This window comes from Allohahella marinimesophila, assembly GCF_039538005.1.
GTDB classification, from domain to species: Bacteria; Pseudomonadota; Gammaproteobacteria; order Pseudomonadales; family Oleiphilaceae; genus Allohahella; species Allohahella marinimesophila.
Map to the genome: position 1 here is coordinate 88,979 of NZ_BAABBO010000011.1, position 19,179 is coordinate 108,157.

18 protein-coding genes are annotated in these 19,179 nt (G+C 57.0%); 12 read left to right on the plus strand and 6 right to left on the minus strand.

The genetic code is table 11. The features are described 5' to 3' along the window. Positions 1-10: 10 nt before the first annotated feature. Together accB and aroQ are read right to left on the minus strand one after the other, a co-directional pair. Positions 11-451: an acetyl-CoA carboxylase biotin carboxyl carrier protein gene (accB, locus tag ABD735_RS12635; RefSeq protein WP_344806943.1), complete on the minus strand. Its 441-nt coding sequence runs from the start codon at positions 449-451 to the stop codon at positions 11-13. A gap of 64 nt (positions 452-515) precedes the next feature. Further along, the gene (gene aroQ / locus ABD735_RS12640) at positions 516-1,013 is read right to left on the minus strand and encodes a type II 3-dehydroquinate dehydratase (RefSeq protein WP_344806945.1); all 498 of its coding nucleotides are present in this window, start codon (positions 1,011-1,013) and stop codon (positions 516-518) included. Positions 1,014-1,226: 213 nt separating this feature from the next. Here aroQ and ABD735_RS12645 point away from each other — a divergent pair, with 213 nt between their 5' ends. Further along, complete coding sequence (locus tag ABD735_RS12645; protein WP_344806947.1) at positions 1,227-2,279, plus strand: DUF2333 family protein; 1,053 nt, start codon at positions 1,227-1,229, stop codon at positions 2,277-2,279. Between the two features lie 14 nt (positions 2,280-2,293). After that, a complete protein-coding gene (gene waaA / locus ABD735_RS12650; RefSeq protein WP_344806949.1) occupies positions 2,294-3,685 on the plus strand; it encodes a lipid IV(A) 3-deoxy-D-manno-octulosonic acid transferase in 1,392 nt (463 codons plus the stop codon). Here waaA and ABD735_RS12655 read toward each other — a convergent pair. Further along, positions 3,672-5,114: a TolC family outer membrane protein gene (locus ABD735_RS12655; RefSeq protein WP_344806951.1), complete on the minus strand. Its 1,443-nt coding sequence runs from the start codon at positions 5,112-5,114 to the stop codon at positions 3,672-3,674. The genes waaA and ABD735_RS12655 overlap by 14 nt on opposite strands. Before the next feature lie 204 nt (positions 5,115-5,318). On the opposite strand from ABD735_RS12655, the gene thiC reads away from it, so the two are divergent. From thiC to gcvH, 6 genes are all read left to right on the plus strand, one after another. Beyond that, on the plus strand, positions 5,319-7,271 hold the full coding sequence (thiC, locus tag ABD735_RS12660; protein ID WP_344806953.1) for a phosphomethylpyrimidine synthase ThiC: 1,953 nt from the start codon (positions 5,319-5,321) through the stop codon (positions 7,269-7,271). 1 nt (position 7,272) lies between these two features. Continuing rightward, entirely contained in the window at positions 7,273-7,953 is a 681-nt protein-coding gene (locus tag ABD735_RS12665; protein WP_344806955.1) for an NUDIX domain-containing protein, read from the plus strand. A 31-nt stretch (positions 7,954-7,984) separates the two neighbouring features. Continuing rightward, entirely contained in the window at positions 7,985-8,452 is a 468-nt protein-coding gene (locus ABD735_RS12670) for a DUF1249 domain-containing protein (protein WP_344806957.1), read from the plus strand. A 120-nt stretch (positions 8,453-8,572) separates the two neighbouring features. After that, positions 8,573-9,442: a 3',5'-cyclic-AMP phosphodiesterase gene (cpdA, locus tag ABD735_RS12675; RefSeq protein WP_344806959.1), complete on the plus strand. Its 870-nt coding sequence runs from the start codon at positions 8,573-8,575 to the stop codon at positions 9,440-9,442. Positions 9,443-9,449: 7 nt separating this feature from the next. After that, entirely contained in the window at positions 9,450-10,034 is a 585-nt protein-coding gene (locus tag ABD735_RS12680) for a YqiA/YcfP family alpha/beta fold hydrolase (RefSeq protein ID WP_344806961.1), read from the plus strand. A gap of 34 nt (positions 10,035-10,068) precedes the next feature. Further along, positions 10,069-10,461, plus strand: coding sequence for a glycine cleavage system protein GcvH (gcvH, locus tag ABD735_RS12685; protein WP_344806963.1), 393 nt, complete (start codon positions 10,069-10,071; stop codon positions 10,459-10,461). Positions 10,462-10,488: 27 nt separating this feature from the next. Here the strand turns inward: gcvH and ABD735_RS12690 are convergent, their stop codons facing one another. Beyond that, a complete protein-coding gene (locus tag ABD735_RS12690; protein WP_344806965.1) occupies positions 10,489-11,364 on the minus strand; it encodes an HDOD domain-containing protein in 876 nt (291 codons plus the stop codon). Positions 11,365-11,426: 62 nt separating this feature from the next. Here ABD735_RS12690 and ABD735_RS12695 point away from each other — a divergent pair, with 62 nt between their 5' ends. After that, positions 11,427-12,638, plus strand: a complete 1,212-nt coding sequence (locus ABD735_RS12695; protein WP_344807397.1) for a class I SAM-dependent rRNA methyltransferase — start codon at positions 11,427-11,429, stop codon at positions 12,636-12,638. A gap of 15 nt (positions 12,639-12,653) precedes the next feature. On the opposite strand, the gene ABD735_RS12700 is transcribed toward ABD735_RS12695, so the two are convergent. Continuing rightward, entirely contained in the window at positions 12,654-13,325 is a 672-nt protein-coding gene (locus ABD735_RS12700) for a histidinol-phosphatase (protein ID WP_344806967.1), read from the minus strand. Between the two features lie 136 nt (positions 13,326-13,461). Between ABD735_RS12700 and ABD735_RS12705 the strand changes: the two genes are divergently transcribed. The 3 genes from ABD735_RS12705 (at position 13,462) to ABD735_RS12715 (ending at position 17,785) form a co-directional block, all read left to right on the plus strand. Further along, positions 13,462-14,025: an RNA pyrophosphohydrolase gene (locus ABD735_RS12705; RefSeq protein WP_344806969.1), complete on the plus strand. Its 564-nt coding sequence runs from the start codon at positions 13,462-13,464 to the stop codon at positions 14,023-14,025. After that, complete coding sequence (gene ptsP, locus ABD735_RS12710; protein ID WP_344806971.1) at positions 14,018-16,300, plus strand: phosphoenolpyruvate--protein phosphotransferase; 2,283 nt, start codon at positions 14,018-14,020, stop codon at positions 16,298-16,300. Before ABD735_RS12705 ends, ptsP begins: the two co-directional genes overlap by 8 nt. Before the next feature lie 237 nt (positions 16,301-16,537). Further along, a complete protein-coding gene (locus tag ABD735_RS12715; RefSeq protein WP_344806973.1) occupies positions 16,538-17,785 on the plus strand; it encodes a patatin-like phospholipase family protein in 1,248 nt (415 codons plus the stop codon). Between the two features lie 47 nt (positions 17,786-17,832). Here ABD735_RS12715 and hslU read toward each other — a convergent pair whose 3' ends face one another. Then, positions 17,833-19,164 carry an ATP-dependent protease ATPase subunit HslU gene (gene hslU / locus ABD735_RS12720; protein WP_344806975.1) on the minus strand — a complete coding sequence of 444 codons (1,332 nt, stop codon included), beginning with the start codon at positions 19,162-19,164 and terminating at the stop codon, positions 17,833-17,835. Between the last annotated feature and the right edge of the window lie 15 nt (positions 19,165-19,179).

A 19,179-nucleotide genomic window follows, 5' to 3' on the forward strand; every position in this document is an offset into this window, starting at 1 on the left:
AGCGTCCCTTCTAGCCGATCGAAAACAGGGGCTGGTCGAACTCGACCGGCTCGCCATTTTCGACGTGGATGGCGGTGATGGTGCCGGCCTTGTCGGCCTCGATCTGATTCATCATTTTCATGGCTTCGACGATGCAGATGATGTCACCCACCTTGATCTCCTGGCCAACCTCGACAAAAGGCTTGGCGGTAGGCGATGAGGCGCGATAGAAGGTGCCCACCATGGGTGAAGTGACCAAGTCTTCAGCCTTGACCGGGGCCGCGGCCTCCGCCTGCTGTGGTGCGCCGTGGTCGGCGTACGCGGGTGCTGGGGCTGGCGCATAGGTAGCCACTGGCTGTCTGCCATAACCGCGAATGATGCGGACCGACTCTTCACCTTCCTTGATTTCAATTTCTGAAATATCTGACTGCTCGATGAGCTCGATAATCTTTTTGACTTTCCGGATATCCATAGTGTTTGTTACCTGAAAAAATGAAGTGCCCGGTCGGCGAGAATGCGGCAACGGTGCAGTAGGCTCACTGGCTATCACTCTCATCCTGGTTTTCGCCCTGTCGCCTGCCGAGCCAGTGATAAGCAGCGTCCAGTGCGAGAATATAACCCTGTGCTCCGAGTCCACTGATGACGCCGCTGGCGATGTCCGAGAAGTATGAATGCCTGCGGAAGGGCTCACGGGCATGGACGTTAGAGATGTGAATTTCGATGAATGGCAAGGCCGCACCGAGCAAGGCATCACGAAGTGCAACGCTCGTGTGCGTAAACGCTGCCGGATTGAACAGGGCGAAGACTATCCCATCATTTGCAGCGTTATGAATGCGCTCAATGAGTTCAGCCTCGGAGTTGCTCTGAAAGTGCTCGAGACTCAGCTCAAGTTCGTCATTGTCTTCGTTGAGCTGTGCCGCATGTTCGTCGAGCATGCTGACGATGTCGTCAAGGGTTACCGAGCCGTATAGGCCGGGTTCGCGTGAGCCGAGGAGATTGAGATTCGGGCCTTGCAGTACAAGAACATTTGCCATGAAGGGATCTGCTGCTTGCGCTCTTGCTATGAGTAAGATACGAGCGAGTTTGCCGATGTTGTCAGCACAGTTCAAGCAAAAACACTTGATCTCACGCTTTGAGCGCTTGCTATAAACCTGCTGCAGGAGGTGATGAAATCTTCACGCTGATGCAGTAGCCTTGGAGAGCAAAGGCCCATGGCCCCTGCTGACTCTTCTTCACTGGACACAACTATGCTCAGAAAAACACGTAACTTCCTGGTCGAACGTGGGCAGGATATGGAAGATGCGCTCGGCGGAAGTGCCAAGATCGTCAAGACACTTCTGGCGGTGCTGCTGATCTACCTCCTCGTCGTGATCGTCCTCGGCATCTGGTGGAGTTCGGAACCGGACAGTTTCAATGTCAGTGAAAATAGCGCGCAGCTGGCTGAAGCCCAGGGCCACAAAGAGGTGACAGGCTATGTCACCACGGCCACCATGATTCGTCTTATGGATACCCTCCTGACCAAGCCTGGCGGCTATATTTCCAATGATGTGCTGCCGCCGGGGGTCTGGATGGACAACATGTCCAACTGGGAGTTCGGTGTCCTGGTGCAGGTACGGGATCTGACGAGAGCGCTCCGCAGAGAGATCAGTCGCTCGCAGAGTCAGTCAACCGAGGACCGCTCACTGGTTATCGCAGAACCAGCGTTCCACTTCAATAACGATGCCTGGATACTGCCGTCCACCGAGTCGGAATACGAAAACGGCATCAAGGCCATGCGAAACTATCTGCAGCGCCTGGCTGACCCCACTGACAAGCAGGCCCAGTTCTACGCGCGGGCGGATAACCTGCAGTCTTGGCTGCAGGACGTCGGTACGCGTCTCGGCAGTTTGTCGCAACGCTTGAGCGAGAGCGTAGGCAAGGAGCAGTTCGACATGGATTTGGTGGCGCGTATTGGTGCCGATGGCCTGGAGGAGCAACCCGAGAGTCAACGCATCAAGACCAGCTTCACCGAAATCGATGACGTGTTCTATCAGGCGAGAGGCACTGCCTACGCATTGATCCATCTCCTCAAAGCCGTCGAGAAGGATTTCGAAAGCATTCTCGGCAGCAAGAATGCGCGCGTGAGTCTTGCCCAGATCATCGTTGAACTGGAGGCCACGCAGGCGACAGTCTGGAGCCCAATGATTCTGAATGGTGGGGGCTTCGGCGTGTTCGCCAACCACTCGCTCGCCATGGCTTCCTATATATCACGCGCCAACGCCGCGATTATAGACCTGCGAAATCTGCTCGAGAGGGGCTAGGCTCGACCGGCTTTATGCGGCACTCCGCACCCCACAGCGCCGCCGGGTCCGAAGGCGCGTCTGACGGCAGGTGGGCGCGCCTGGCCTACACGCAACTCTTCCGTCTGCTCTTGCCAATCATGCTTCTGCGGCTGTGGTGGCGAGGCCGGGTTCAACCGGCTTATCGGTCGCGCTGGCGGGAGCGCTTTGGCTTCATTTCGCTTCCAACAGCATTTCGGGGCGATTCGGTATTGTGGGTTCATGCCGTATCCGTTGGCGAAACACAGGCCGCCGAAGCGCTCATTCGTGCCTTGCTAGCGCAGGATGCCGCGCTCGCCATAGTCATCACCACGACTACGCCGACGGGCGCAGCGCAGGTTCGAAAACTGTTTGCAGCGGATCTTGCTGCTGAGGGGCGACCAGGCAGATTGTTCCACAGCTATGCCCCCTTCGATATGCCTGGCAGCATCAAACGATTCATCGGCGAATGTCGTCCCCGGGCCCTGCTGGTCATGGAAACCGAAGTATGGCCAAACTGGCTGGCCGTCTGTCAGTCGCGGGCTATTCCTGCGTATCTCATCAATGCCAGACTCTCGGAACGCTCCGCCAGAGGCTATCGACGTATTCAACGTCTTGCGGAGCCTGCATTTCGCGCGTTCACCCATATCTGCGCTCAGGCCGGAGCCGATGCAGACCGCCTGCTTGCGCTGGGCGCTCGCACAGAAGCATTGTCAGTGACTGGCAGCATCAAGTTTGACCAGTCGATTTCGCTCGATGATGAAACCCTGCGCCAGCTGGTGGCGAACGAAGTCGCTGCCGAGCGTTTTACCTGGATTGCAGCGAGCACACATGAGGGCGAAGAGCAGCTTGTGATCGACGTTCATGCCCGTCTGCTGCAGCAACATCCCGGCGCTCTACTCATACTCGTACCCCGGCATCCGGATCGTTTCGATCGTGTCGATGGCCTGCTGGCCCGAAGTTCTCTGAGCCACGTCAGACGCACTCAGATCCCCGACCAGGCGGGTCTGGTTCGAACAGCTGATGTGCTATTGGTCGACAGTATGGGTGAGCTGTTGTATTTCTACGAGCGAAGCGATCTGGCCTTCGTAGGCGGCAGTCTGGTGAACAATGGCGGCCATAATCCGCTGGAGCCTGCCGCATTGGGCAAGGCGGTGGTCATGGGGGACAGTCAGTTCAACTTTGCCGATATCTGTAGCCAATTGAGTGGAGCCGGTGCCTTGCTCACAGTCGACAGGCTGTCGTTGGAGGCTACGGTGTCGAGCTTCGCGCAGACGCCTGGCCTGGCCCGGGAAGCGGGGGAGAAAGGCAGAGCTTTCGTGGTCGCCAATCGAGGCGCGATTGGGCGGGTGTGCGAGCGTATCCTGCCTGGATTGCGCCCGCCACCGGCTACGATTACAGAGAGCTGATGTCCGTCGGTCGGTTCAGCCACTGGTCGAGCTGTCGTATGTCGTCTTCTCCCAGTCGCCCTGCCGCGCGCAGGAGCGAGAGTGAATTGATGATGTAGTCATATCTCGCGTTGGCAAAATCCGATAGTGCCTGATAGTAAGCACTCTCTGCCTGCAGCACCTCTACCACGTTCCTGGTGCCTACGTCATAACCGGCGCGAGTAGCTTCAAGCGCACTTTCACTGGAAATGATCTGCTGCTGCCGAGCCTGAATCGCTTCGACATTGGTGCGCAGATTACGGTAAAGGCTGCGCACCTGCAGCCGGACATTACGCCTGACGGTGTTGCCGATCTCTTCAGCCTGAATGTACTGATAATTTGCCTGCCTGATACCAGCCCGTGCGCCACCGCCGAGATAGAGTGGCAGGTTCAGGTTGAGCCCGATCGTGCCCTGAGTCACTTCGGTATCGATCGGACTCTGCCCTGCAAACTGGGAATATCCGTAGGATGCGGTCGCATTCACAGTGGGGTAGAGATCTGCCCTGCGTGCCTCCAGCAGCTCTTCAGCTGCTTGTACGGCCAGCGCCGCAGCCAGAAGTTCGGGATTGTTCGCGTAAGCCAGCTCTTCCCATTCGCTCACTGGTACCTTGGTAGGGTCCAGGATCGGGTAGTCTTCGGCCAGCAGATTGATTTCTTCGACCGAAAGCCCCGTCAGCCGCTCCAGATCTTCCAGCGCGATATCCAGCTGGCCTTCAGCGTTGATACGGTCGACCTTGCCGGCATCGAATATTGCACGCGATTCCTGTACTTCGGTAATGGCGATCAGGCCAACATCGAAGCGTTCCTTCGCCTGTTCCCACTGTCGCTCAAAGGCTGCTTCGGCACGACGTGAGGTGCTCAGCTCATCAATAGCCCGGAGAACGCTGAAATAGGCTTCGGCAGAGCTGAAAGTCAAGGTGAGAACGGCTTGGCGAAATTCTTCCTCGGCACGGGAACTGGTCTTGCGTGCGGCCTCGAGCTCGTTGAAAGCGGAGGGGTCGTAGAGTGCCTGGCTGACCGAAACGCCTGCATTGTAAGTCTTGTAGCTGTCGTCACCGCGGCCGGCGCCCTGCGTAAAGACCGGATCTCCTCCAGGCACGACTGTGGTCGATTGGGCGCTGCCATCAGAGTCGACCGACTGATCGGTATATTCGGCTCCGGCAGTTGCGCCAAGCTGTGGCAGCAGTCTTGCCCGGCTTCGATTGACGTCTTCCGATACGATCTGTCTTCCGGCCTGGGCCGCGGCAAGTTCCGAGTCGTACTGCAGCGCTTTTTCGTAAGCCGTACTGAGGCCTATGGCTGAGGCGAGTGGGGACAGGGCGCAGATGAGCAGGCCGCCGCCAGCCAGCACCAGGGCCTGGCGATATCGTGGGCGCACAAAGGGGAGTGAAGTGTTCTCGTTCAGACGCATTGTTTGTTCCTTGACGGCGAGCTTGGGGTATCTGCTGAAGAAACCCGCTTTTGCAGGCCGTACTATACGCTGTAAGTTTTGCCGACGCGAGTGCTGCCGGGTTCCTGAATGCCGCCCATAAATGGCCAAAGACGTGGCGAATTCGAGTCAGAGTATATACATTGGGCTGGCACCTGCTAATTGACCTAGGGAGACTTACCAGCCATGAATATCAAAGAGGGCAGCCTTGCCGCTAAACCAGCCAGTCGCAAGGATCACGTCGTCATCGATCCGGAAGCTTTAAAGTCTTTCCCCGCCAGTCAGAAGCGCTATCTAGCCTTGGAAGACAACAAGCCCACAGGTGCCGAAGCAGGCGCCAGACAGCAGTCGGCGGCGATACGCGACAGCCTGCGGGTGCCCGTCCGGTCCATTTCGCTCAGCCCAACCCATACCAAAGGGGGGGCTGAAGACAACGCGCCGGTTTTTGTCTACGACACCTCTGGACCTTACACCGACGCGAGCGCGGATATCAACATCACCGCAGGACTGCCGCGTCATCGGGAGGCCTGGATAGAAGATCGCGCCGATAGCGCAGCGTGTTCGGTATTCAGCTCCGAATATACCGAGCGTCGCTGGCGTGACCCTACGCTCGAAGTCATCCGTTTCCCGCACAAGCATTTACCCCGCAAGGCGGTGCCTGGCCGTAACGTGAGTCAGCTGCACTACGCCCGTAACGGCTTCATTACCGCCGAAATGGAGTACGTCGCGCTGCGTGAAAATATGCGCTTGCAGGACGCCCGTGCAAAAGGATTGCTGACGCCACAGCATCCGGGCCAGTCTTTCGGGGCGGCCATTCCTGCAGACATCACTGCAGAATTCGTTCGATCCGAAATCGCCAGGGGGCGGGCGATCATCCCGGCGAACATCAACCATCCCGAACTCGAACCAATGATTATCGGGCGCAATTTTCTCACCAAGGTCAACGCCAATATCGGTAACTCGGCTGTGACCTCGAGCATCAGCGAAGAAGTCGAAAAGATGACCTGGTCTACTCGCTGGGGTGGCGATACGGTCATGGATCTGTCTACCGGCAAGAACATCCACGAGACTCGTGAGTGGGTCATCCGGAACTCCCCAGTGCCGATCGGTACGGTGCCGATCTATCAGGCGCTGGAGAAAGTCGGTGGTGTGGCTGAGGATCTCACCTGGGACCTGTACCGCGACACCCTGATTGAACAGGCCGAGCAGGGCGTCGATTACTTCACGATCCATGCTGGAGTGCTGCTGCGCTATGTACCACTGACGGCAAAGCGGGTCACCGGCATCGTCTCCCGTGGTGGCAGCATCCTCGCCAAATGGTGTCTTGCGCATCACAAGGAGAACTTCCTGTATACGCATTTCGAAGAGATTTGCGAGATCATGAAGGCTTACGATATCTCGTTCTCGCTTGGTGATGGCCTGCGACCTGGCTCGATTGCCGATGCCAACGATGCTGCCCAGTTCGGTGAGCTCGAGACGCTGGGTGAGCTGACAAAGATCGCCTGGAAGCATGATATCCAGACCATGATCGAGGGCCCGGGTCACGTCCCGATGCATATGATCAAGGCGAACATGGACAAGCAGCTCGAAGTCTGCGGCGAAGCCCCATTCTACACGCTGGGTCCACTGACCACTGATATCGCGCCCGGATATGACCACATTACTTCAGGCATAGGTGCGGCGATGATCGGCTGGTTCGGCTGTGCCATGCTTTGCTACGTCACACCCAAGGAACACCTGGGGCTGCCGGACAAGCAGGACGTCAAGGACGGTCTCATTACCTACAAGATTGCGGCGCACGCGGCCGACCTCGCCAAAGGCTTTCCTGGCGCGCAGATTCGGGACGATGCCCTGAGCAAGGCCCGCTTTGAATTCCGTTGGGAGGATCAGTTCAATCTGGCGCTGGATCCTGATACGGCCACGGCCTTCCACGATGAGACGCTGCCGAAAGACAGCGCCAAGGTGGCGCATTTCTGTTCGATGTGTGGTCCGAAATTCTGCAGCATGAAGATCTCGCAGGAAGTTCGTGATTATGCGGCGGACATGGACGAGGCTGATTCGGCCGAGCTCGAAGCTGCCATGCAGGAAAAGTCGAGAGAGTTTCTCGACGGTGGCAGCGAACTGTACAAAGAGGTCTGAGGTGAGCGCTGACGGCTTCGATTACGAAGATGTACAGATTCTCGACAACGACCTGAGCTACGATGGCTTCTTCAAGATCCGCAGCCTGCGTCTCAGACACAGGCTGTTTGCAGATGGGATCATGGATTCGGTTGAAGTCGACACTGTCGATAGGTCCGTTGAGGGCGCCTGGAGCGGCGTGATTCGGCGAGAGTGCTTCGTTCGGGATCAGGTCGCTGTCGTGCTGCCGTACCACGCCGAGAGCGACTCAGTGGTGCTGAATGAAGAATTTCGCATCGGCGCCTGCCTGCAATCGGGCGCGTCGGCTGAACTGGTCGGGTCGCCCTGGCTACTTGAAATTGTTGCTGGTATCTGCGAAAAGGGCGAAGACCCAGAGGCTTCAGCCCGCCGTGAAGCCAATGAAGAGGCTGGATTGAAAATAGGCCGTCTGGTGCCAGTGCACCAGTATCTGCCCAGTCCGGGTGGCAGTAACGAGTTTGTTAATCTTTACTGCGGACTGCTGGACGAAAAACCAGAGCCAGGTGTTTTCGGCATGGGTAGCGAGGCTGAAAACATCCGTACCCGCGTCGTGTCCCGTAAGGAGGCCATGACCTTGCTGGCCGACGGTCACATCCGCAACGCTGCGACTATTATCGCACTGCAATGGCTCACACTGAATCTGAGCCAGTTCAAGGGAACATGAACACTTATTCTCACAGGCAACCCGAGAGAACGTGTTGAAGAAACGCTATACCCCAGACATTGCTGAACTCGGCGCGACCTGCGAGGCGAACTATCTGCGCCTGAGCAAGCTACGTCCTGCCGAACTGGATTCGGTGGACACGCTGCATTACGAGCTGTTCGCCGAAGGTCACTATCTCGGCGTCATCAAACTCAGCCGCACCGAGCGTAGCCGCTATACCGATACGATACTGCTGGAGCAGACGCATGCCGCCGGGCGCTGGTTAAACGATCCGCACATGCTGGTAAGAATTTATCATGACGCCTCCATGGCCGAAGTCATCTCCGCACAGGGCCACCTGCGTATAGACGGCTTCAATGACTATCCAAACGACAACATGCATCTGCCAGACGAGAAGTCCCAGCTGAACAAGTTTCTCGCTGAGTGGCTATCCATATGTCTGCGCTACGGTCACCGAAAGAATTCGCTCGATGATCAGTTGAATGCCTGGTGCAGCTGACTATGGGCCAGGGCACAGCCCTGAATCGGCAGGGTTTCTGTTTACGCGGGACCTTGACTATAATCCAGTGGCAATGATATCCATGACCCTTGCGCCCATTCACGGAAGCCCTCATCTGCCATGACGCTCGAGACCCGGCCGGATGCGAACGATCCCCATCCATACCAGACCACCAGAGACAGCCAGTCGCCTGGCGCGGCGGCAAGACCTCTGCGAATCGTGCAGATCAGCGACCCCCATCTGTGCGAAACCCATGATGGCACGCTGCTTGGCCTGAAAACCCATGACAGCCTGGATGCCGTGCTGGCCCTTGTCGACGATGACGCATCGACACCTGATCTCATCATAGCGACTGGAGACATTACCCAGGATCGGAGCCGCGAGGCCTATGCCGACTTCTGCCAGCAGATTGCACGTTTCGGCTGTCCGGTCGTCTGGATTCCCGGTAATCATGACGATGCCGACATGATGGCTGAAGTGGCGCCCTTTCCCGAGCTGCAGAGCAAGACCTTCGTGATTGGCGACTGGAAGTTCATATTTCTCAATACGGCCGTTCCTGGTAAGGTCTACGGTCGGCTGGCTGCGGAGGAGCTACAGTTGCTGCAGTCCGAGCTGGATAATGCCGTACAACCGCACATTGCCGTGTGCCTGCACCACCATCCCATCACGATAAGGAGCCGCTGGCTCGACAAGATCGGTCTTCGAAATGCCGATGATTTCTTTGCCGTCACTGATCGTTGCGACAAGGTTCGGGCAATCGTCTGGGGCCACATTCACCAGGAAATCGACGAACTGCGTAACAACGTCAGAATGCTGGCCTCGCCGTCGACCTGTGTGCAGTTCAAGCCGGAGTCCGGCAGTTTCGCAGTGGGTGAGCAGGCGCCAGGCTACCGCTGGTTCGATCTGTTTCCCGACGGCAGGATCGAGACACAGGTGGAGCGAGCTGACCACATCGACTTCGTCATCGACATGAACAGCAAGGGCTACTGAGCCTCTCATGCACTGGCTGTACCTGCACGGTTTTCTCAGTAGCCCGGCGTCGGCCAAGGCCCAGGCGCTGAAGCAGTGGCTCGAGGCCGAGCAGGACAGCATCGTGACGGCGCCGACCTTGCCTTTCAACCCCCTGGAAGTGGTTGAGGTCATACAGACTGTTATCGACGCAGCAGCCCGTGAGTCCAGGCCGGTCACAGGTATCGTTGGCAGCTCTCTTGGTGGTTTCTACGCCAGACTGATCTGTGCGAAATACGGCTTGCCAGCAGTGCTGCTCAATCCAGCGCTCAGGCCAGACCTGTTGTTCGAGCATCACCTGGGTGTGCAGACCAACCCATACACCGGGGAAAGCTACGATTTCAGACCGGCCGATCTCGAAGTGCTCAGGACGCTCATTGTCGAACGGGATCCTGATCCACGTAAGCTGTTCCTGTTGATTCAGATGAACGATGAGACGCTCGATTCTGCGCAGACCGTAGCCCAGTTACGACAGAGCCCAGCCTGGATTCAGTCTGGTGGCAGTCACCGATTTGACGGATTCGAGCATACTTTTTCGGCAATCAGGACTTTTCTCGGCTCGACGACGTGCTAAAATCCTGCGCCATTCTGAAAGAGGAGTTTGTAGAGTGTCTGACCTGCCTTCCGACCTGCGCTATGCGGCAACCCATGAATGGGCCCAGATTGACGACGACGGCGTTACCATTATCGTTGGCATTACCGACCATGCCCAGAAGGCGCTTGGCGACATTACCTATATCGAGTTGCCTGAGCTTGGCGCCGATCTCATTGCCGGGCAGGAAGCCGGAGTCGTCGAATCAGTGAAGGCCGCCTCGGATATCTATGCGCCGATCAGCGGTATGGTCACTGCCATTAACGAAGAGTTGCTGGAAAGCCCTGAGCTGGTCAACGAAGACCCCTATGGTGCTGGCTGGTTTTTCAAGATGCAGCTGCAGGATCCGTCCGATCTCGATTCGCTGCTGGACAGTGATGGCTATGAGGCGGCCATAGAGGCCGAATAACGCTATCAGGGTGCGCAGCGGCCGGCGTCAGATCAGGCCGCTGTCGCCTAGACTGTCTGTCATCTCGTCGAGGTCGTAGCTGCTCAGCCCCAGCAGTTCCAGCACAGCCTCGTGAATCCTGTCCCATTCATGATCTTCAGTCTGGTTGCCCAGTTTCAGATGGTTTCCGGCGAGATGCTCGGCTGTTTTCAGGATGGCCGTCAGCGCCTTGCGCTGATGAGGGCCTGATTCCTCGGTGAAATATTCCGCATCGACTCGATGATGCTCGGCGATGATCTGGCAGAGCTCTGCCGGAAGGTTCCAGGCGCGCCCGGTGTAGTAACCCACGACTGCATGATTGGTCTGAATCTGCTCGTTTTCCCACTCGGTAATGCGCTTGTGCGGGTCGGCATAGGCACGAATCTGCAGATCCTTGTAATTGGGATATCGCAGCATCATCAGCGGTATGCCGCAGTTATGGAACAGGCCGAGCAGATAGGCTTCGTCCGGCGAGTGGTAACCGACTTTACGGGCTATCGATGCTGCAATTGAAGCGACGTCGCTGGTCGTGTCCCAGAACTTGGTCAGCTCGGTAATCTGTGCGTCGGACATCGAGCCCTTGATGGAGATGCCATTGACGATATTGACCACCGAAGTCAGGCCGAGCAGAGCCACCGCCTGTTCGATTGACGTAATATGACTCTTTATGCCATAAAACGGTGAATTGACCACTTTAAGAATCGTGCCGGCGAGACCGACATCTCGACGAATCAGGCGTGCAATCTGCGTGATATCAGGATTGGGCATGATCTGCTCCATCTGGATATCAACGAGGATCTGCGGTTGAGGTGGAATCTTGATGCCCTGCAGGACCTTTTCGATCTGTTCGGCATTCATCTCTATGGTCATATGCCCGATACGCATGAGTCGCTTTCACAAGTGCTGCCGGAGAGGCCGCGCTTTTCAAACTAATAGTGTAGACCGTGATGAATGATGTCCCTGTATTAAAATTGTTGCCGAAAGCTGACCGTCGCATACGCAACGGGCACTGCTGGATTTACAGCAATGAATTCGACGTGGCGAAGACGCCACTGAAGCTCATCGAAAGCGGTGAGCAGGCTGTTGTCATCAATGCCCAGGACAAGTTTGTGTGTACGGCCATGATTAACCCTCACACACTCATTGCCGGGCGCGTTATCTCGCGCCGGGAAGGCAATTTCCTGTCTGAAAAGCTGCTGAAGAAGCGTTTGCTGCTGGCTCGCTCCTTGCGCGACCGGCTCTATGACAAGCCGTTCTACCGCATGGTCTATGGCGACAGCGATGCCTTTCCAGGGCTCGTAATCGACCGCTTCGACGACAGCTACATCGTGCAGATCTCGACGTCTGGCATGGAGCAGTTCAAGGGCGTCATCGTTGACTGCCTGCACAACTCTCTCGGTGCAGAACGTGTGATCATCAAGAACGATGGCAAGATGCGCGAAGTGGAAGGTCTCGATAGTGGCGTTGAACTGTCAGGTCCCTCGATCGAGCGACTGCGAGTCGTTGAAAATGGCACGACGATGCATTGCGATCCCTTGGGTGGGCAGAAGACCGGCTGGTTCTATGATCATCGCGAGAATCGTCAGTGGGCCAGAAAGCTGGCGAAGGGCAAGCGTGTGCTTGATCTTTACAGTTATGTTGGCGGCTGGGGTGTGCAGATGTTGGATGCCGGCGCCAGTGAAGTGACTTTTGTCGACGCCTCTGAGTCCGCGATCGAGATGGCTCGGGAAAATGCTGAGTCTGTCGGAGGAGCTGATGTGCCAGCCAGGTTCATGCAGGGCGACGCCCGCGCCGTTCTGCATCAACTGCTGGAGGCCAACGAAAAATTCGATATGGTCATTGTCGATCCGCCTGCACTCATTCCGCGTCGAAAGGACGTGCCACCGGGTGAGCGGGCCTATCAGAAGATCAATGAACTGGCGCTTCGGCTGGTAGACGCCAGCTCCGCGGATGGCGGGGTGCTGGTATCGGCTTCCTGTTCCATGCACCTGCCCGCAGAACGACTGCAACTATTGTGCAACCAGGCTGCCAGGAAGAACGACCGCCTGCTGCGGCAGCTCTTCGCCGGCACTCAGGGCGCGGACCATCCGGTGTTGCCGTCGGTGCCTGAAACGCGCTATCTCGACTGCTTCGGTTTCCAGGTTTTACAGCCCTACTAGCAGAGCCGGACCCGCTTAGCAGATCAGCTTGATCACCGGCCAGCCCCTGTCATTCGCGGTCGCGAGCAGAACAGGGTCAGGATTGACGCATACAGGCCGCCCGACGCGGCTCAGCAGGGGCAGGTCGTTGCGTGAATCTGAGTAGAAGCTGGCCGATCGCAAGGGAATATCGATGTCATTAACGCCCTGTTCACGCAGCCAGGTCTCCAGTTTTGTCAGCTTGCCATCCTGGAAGCAGGGTGTGCCGGTCGCCTGACCTGTGTAGCACCCATCTTTCATTTCCGCATCCGAGGCGAGCAACACATCGATGCCGAAGATGTCGGCAATCGGTCTCGTGACGAAATCGTTCGTGGCCGTGATCATGATGAGCTGATCACCCGCCTGCCGGTGCTCATCCACCAGCTCAAGGCTGGCCTTGCTGACACGCTGGCGGATCTCCTGGTCGATGAAGCTGGCTCTGTGTCGGTGCAGATCCTCGACGCTATAGCGACTCAGTGGTTCAAGGGCGAAGCGAAGGTAGGCGTGGATATCGAGTTTGCCTTCGCGGTAATCCGCGTGAAACTGCTCATTGCCTTTAGCGTAAGCGTCACGGTCCACGATGCCGAGTTCGCACATGTACTCGCCCCAGAGATAATCGCTGTCGCCGTCAAGCAGGGTGTTGTCCAGATCGAAAAGCGCTAATTTCATGTCTATCCTCTATAAAGGACCCGTATAGGGCCCTGTTTTACTTCTTAAAGACCAGGACTCTGGTCAAAGTCGGCATTGTCTGGCATCGTATGATCAGACTACCCATGGTTCACACACTTAAATAGGTTCTGCACCGGTGATTGACGCAGATGGATTTAGAGCCAATGTCGGTATCATACTGACAAATGATGCTGGCCGGGTCTTCTGGGCACGACGCATCGGCCAGAATTCCTGGCAATTTCCGCAGGGCGGCATCAAGCCCCATGAAACTGCCGAACAGGCCTTGTTTCGAGAGTTGCAGGAAGAAGTCGGGCTGTCAGCTTCAGGTGTCACCGTGCTGGGCGTGACTGACGGCTGGCTGCGTTACAAGCTGCCAAAAAAACTCATTCGCTACAACTCTCATCCTGTGTGCGTTGGGCAGAAACAGAAATGGTTTCTGCTCAGACTGACGGACGACGAGTCGGCCATCGAAATGTCCTCGTCCCCCAAACCGGAATTCGATGGCTGGAGTTGGGTCAACTACTGGTACCCGCTCAGTCAGGTGGTCGTATTCAAGCGCGAAGTGTATCGTAGCGCACTTCGCCAGCTCCTGCCCCATCACCACAGGACCCTGCAGGCGGCGACTCAGCCAACACTGCTGGCCGAACTCCGCCTTACCGAGACCCTGGCGGTCAAGCGAGCAGCCGACCGCCGTGCTTAACCTGCTGAAGAGTATTGTACAGGAGGTGTCCAAGGCCCCGGAACTGGGCGCGGCACTTGAGATCATCGTCCGGCGGGTTCGTCAGGCCATGAACACGGAAGTCTGCTCGGTCTACCTCCTCGATCCGGTGCAGAATCGCTATACGCTTATGGCGACCGAAGGTCTCAATGCCAGCGCCGTCGGGAAGGTGACCCTGGGTCATTCGGAGGGCCTCGTCGGGCTGGTTGGCGTACGAGAAGAACCGATCAACCTGCAAAACGCACCGTCCCATCCCCGCTTTCGCTATTTCCCTGAAATCGGGGAAGATCCGTATAACGCTTTTCTCGGTGTGCCAATTATCCACCGTCGCAGAAACCTTGGTGTGCTCGTGGTGCAGCAACAGGAGGCCAGACTCTTCGACGAGAGTGAAGAGTCCTTCCTGGTGACGGTGTCAGCGCAGCTGGCAGCAACCATAGCGCACGGTGAAGCAACAGGCATTCTGTCAGGTATTCATTTTTCCGGTGAGCGCGCCAGAGACGTCTGTATAAAGGGTGTTGCCGGCTCTGGCGGGGTTGGTATCGGGCAGTGTGCGGTCATTTATCCGCCTGCCGACCTTGACGCCGTGCCTGACAAGGCCTGCGAGGATATCGAAGTCGAGCTTGCAGCCTTCAGTGTGGCGGTCGAAACCGTGCGGGACGACATCCGCAAGGTGGACAGCCGTCTCAGCGATCAACTACGCCCTGAGGAGCGGGCCCTGTTCGATGTCTATCTCGGCATGCTCGACAACAACGCGCTGCCGGGTGAAGTCGTGTCCATGATCAGGGAAGGGCACTGGGCGCAGGGGGCCCTGCGGCGTGTCATTGATGAATACGTCAGACACTTCGAGGCCATCAAGGACGCCTACCTCAGCGAGCGTGCCGTCGACATCAAGGATCTTGGCACCCGGCTCCTGGCCTGTCTGCAGATGGATGCCGAGCAGATTGAACGCAAGTACCCTGACAAGGTCGTGCTGGTCAGTGAAGAGCTGACACCATCGATGCTAGGTGAAGTGCCCAGAAACAAGCTTGTTGGCCTGGTGTCCGCTCGCGGCTCCGGTAACTCACATGTGGCCATTCTTGCACGCGCCATGGGCTTGCCGTGCGTCATGGGTGCCGTCGATACGCCTATCAATCGTATCGAAGGCGTGGAGGTGGTGGTCGATGGTTTCAGTGGCGAGCTCTACAGTCACATCTCCGCCGAACTCCGCAGTTATTATCTCAGCATCGCCGAAGAAGAGCGCAACCTGTCCAAGGGCCTCGAGCAGATTCGAGACAAGCCCTGTGTGACCACCGATGGGCACCAGATGCCGCTGTGGGTGAATACGGGACTGATGACAGATGTCATGCGCTCGCTGAATCAGGGCGCCGAGGGCGTGGGGCTGTACCGTACCGAAGTGCCGTTCATGATCAACGATCGCTTTCCGAGCGAGCTCGAACAGCGCGACAGCTATCGTGAGCAGCTCGAGGCCTTTTCCCCCGGCCCGGTGACCATGCGGACGCTGGATGTTGGCGGCGATAAATCGCTGTCCTACTTCCCAATCAAGGAGGAGAATCCCTTCCTGGGCTGGCGCGGCATCCGGGTTACGCTTGATCATCCGGAAATATTTCTCGTGCAGGTCAGGGCCATGCTGAAGGCGAGCGCCGGTCTCAACAATCTGCGCATCATGCTGCCGATGATTTCCAACATATCGGAAATCGAGGAGGCGATGCATCTTGTGTATCGCGTCTACCACGAAGTGCGGGAAGAGGGTTTCGATGTCGCGCTGCCGCCGCTCGGCGTGATGATCGAGGTGCCAGCGGCGATCTTCCAGGTGCGGGAAATTGCCGAGCGGGTGGACTTCATCTCCGTAGGGAGCAACGATCTGACCCAGTACCTGCTCGCGGTAGACAGGAATAATCCCCGGGTGGCATCGCTCTACCACACCTTCCATCCCGCGGTGCTTCACGCCTTGAAGCGCATCGTGGAGGATGCGCACGCCGTCGACAAGAAAGTGAGCATCTGTGGGGAGCTCGCGGGGGACCCCGGTGGGGCCATTCTGCTGATGGCCATGGGTTACGACATGCTGTCGATGAACGCCAACAATCTCCTTCGCATCAAATCGGTACTGCGGGCGGTCAGCCTGGAGTGGGCGCAGGCCCTACTGGCACGTTTGCTGACCATGGATTCGCCGCAGGTGATCAAGGCCACGATCGACCTTGCGCTCCGTGAAATCGGCTTCGATCACCTGTCACGGCCACCACGCACCGAAACGCACTGATCGTCGGCCATCTTTCACACTTTTTTGTGCCTATTTTTACCGCGAAACCATCACTCTCGTTAAATTAGTATGAAAGTACTAAGCCTAAATGATTGAATTCTGTAGGAGGCTAGAGGCAGACCGCAAAATCTGGACCTATACTTTAATCATGAGCGTATTATTGATTAACAAAGGTTCACTGGATGAGGAATTGGATGTCTTTGTGGTCCGGCACAGACGCGTAGTTGGGAGTGAAGGATGAGTGGACTAAATAAAGATGGCGTCAGAAAGAAAATTGCCCTCGTCCTTGGCGGTGGCGGTCCTCTTGGCGGCATTTATCAGATCGGCGCGCTTCGCGCGCTGGACGAGGCCATCGAAGGCGTGGACTTCAACGATCTGTTCACCTATGTCGGGACAAGTTCGGGTGCGTTCGTAGCGGCCAACCTTGCCAATCAGATGACTACGGCGCAGATGTGTCGAATTTTCGTCAAGCACGAAGCTGATGTGCATCCGTTCCAGCCGCAGATATTCTTCCGGCCGGCCACACGCGAGTACCTCAAGCGCCTCATGTCTGTGCCTGGCCTGTTTACCAAAGCCTGCTCGAGGTTTCTCGAAAACCCGAAAGACCAATCGTTCCTGGAAGCGCTGACCATTCTCGCCGAGGCCATCCCTACAGGCCTGTTCGATAACGAGGGTCTGAACGACTATCTGCAGGCCTCGTACAGTCTGCTAGGCAGAACCAACGACTTCCGCAAACTGAAACGGCCGCTCTATCTTGTCGCTGCAGATATCGAGCGTGGCGAATCTGTCTGTTTTGGATCAAAAGGCTTTGCGCATATTCCTATTTCCAAGGCGGTTCAGGCCAGCGTTGCTGCGCCCGGCCTTTACATGCCTGTCGAGATCGATGGCCGACATTATGTCGACGGCACCATTCGCAAGGGGATGCACGCCTCTATCGCGCTGGATGCTGGTGCGGAACTGGTGCTGGCTATCAATCCGGTCGTCCCGGTTGATGTCAATGCAGCGGTGCAGGCTGGCACGATGGAGCCAGATATGCTCCTGAATCGCGGCTTGCCCAACATCCTCGCGCAGTCCTATCGCGTCATGGCCCATAGTCGAATGGTCTCTGGTATGCGGGCGCATGGCCAGGACTATCCCAATTCGAACATCGTTCTGTTTGAACCGGCGCGAAACGACGCCAAACTCTTTTTCTCAAGTGTATTCAGCTTTGATTCAAGACGGATTGTCTGCGAGCACGCCTACCAGATGACACGGCATGACCTGTTGGCGAGAAAAGATGAGCTCAGTCCGATTCTGGCGAAGTTCGGCGCGCATCTGAATCTTGACACTTTGATGGACGAGCAGCGAACGATCAGCACTTCGCTATACGGGGAGATGCTTCCCATGTACGTGGCGCGAGAGCGACGCAAGCGTTCCAGGGTGAAGCAGGGCTATCTTAACAAGCTCGGTTCGAGCCTTGGTAATGTGGCAGAGCGCCTGCTCTAGTCAGGCGCTGGTGCCATCACCCGGTTCAGCCGGGCGGGGCGAAAGCGCTACAGGATGTAGCGACTGAGATCTTCGTTCTTCGACAGTTCCGAAAGCGTCTTGTCGACATATTCCGCAGTGACTTCGAACTTGTCTGAGACCGTGTCGCCAGCACCGTAAGACACCTCTTCCAGCAACTTCTCCAGCACCGTATGCAGACGTCGCGCACCGATGTTCTCGGTGCGCTCGTTCACATGGAACGCAATTTCCGCAATGCGCAGTATGGCGTCGTCCGTGAAGCTCAGCTGCACCCCTTCTACCGACAGCAATGCTTCGTACTGATTCGTCAGCGATGCGTCTGGTTCGGTCAGAATACGCTTGAAGTCATCAGGCGTCAGTGCCTCGAGTTCGACCCGGATTGGCAGTCGGCCCTGGAGCTCCGGTATCAGGTCCGATGGCTTCGTAAGGTGGAAAGCGCCCGATGCGATGAAGAGAATGTGGTCAGTCTTGATCATGCCGAATTTCGTGCTGACGGTGCAGCCTTCGATGAGTGGCAGCAGGTCCCGCTGAACACCTTCACGGCTGACATCGGCCGAGGCGCCTGAACCAGCTCGTTTGGCGACCTTGTCGATTTCGTCCAGAAACACGATGCCGTTCTGCTCAACCAGCTTCAGGGCACGCTGTTTGATATCGTCATCGTTGACCAGGCGCGCGGCTTCTTCTTCCTTCAGCTTTTTCATGGCTTCGGAAATTTTCATTCGCTTGGTCTTCTTGCGATCGCCGGACATTGAGGAGAACATGTTCTGCAGCTGACTGGTCATGTCTTCCATGCCTGGCGGTGCCATGATCTCGACGCCAACCGGTGTGGCACGCACTTCGATATCAATTTCCTTGTCGTCCAGCTTGCCTTCACGCAGCTTCTTCCGGAACACCTGGCGCGCAGTGGTCTCACCTTCCTGCTCGGCGTCCGCACTCGTGGTGCGCGCGGCAGGCAGGAGAACATCCAGCACACGATCTTCAGCAGCGTCGAGCGCCCGGTGTTCGACCTTGGACATCTCGCTTTCGCGCAGCATCTTGATCGCCATATCTGCCAGATCACGAATAATGGATTCGACATCACGACCCACGTAGCCAACCTCGGTAAACTTGGTGGCTTCGATCTTGATGAAGGGGGCATCGGCCAGCTTGGCCAGACGTCGTGCGATTTCAGTCTTGCCCACCCCGGTCGGACCGATCATGAGAATGTTCTTGGGTGTAATTTCCTCACGCAGTTCGCTGTTCATCTGCATGCGGCGCCAGCGGTTACGCAAGGCGACAGCCACAGCACGCTTTGCTGCGGCCTGGCCGATGATGTGCTTGTCCAGTTCCTGGACAATCTCTCTGGGTTTCAATGAAGCCATGTGGTGTTCCGTTCC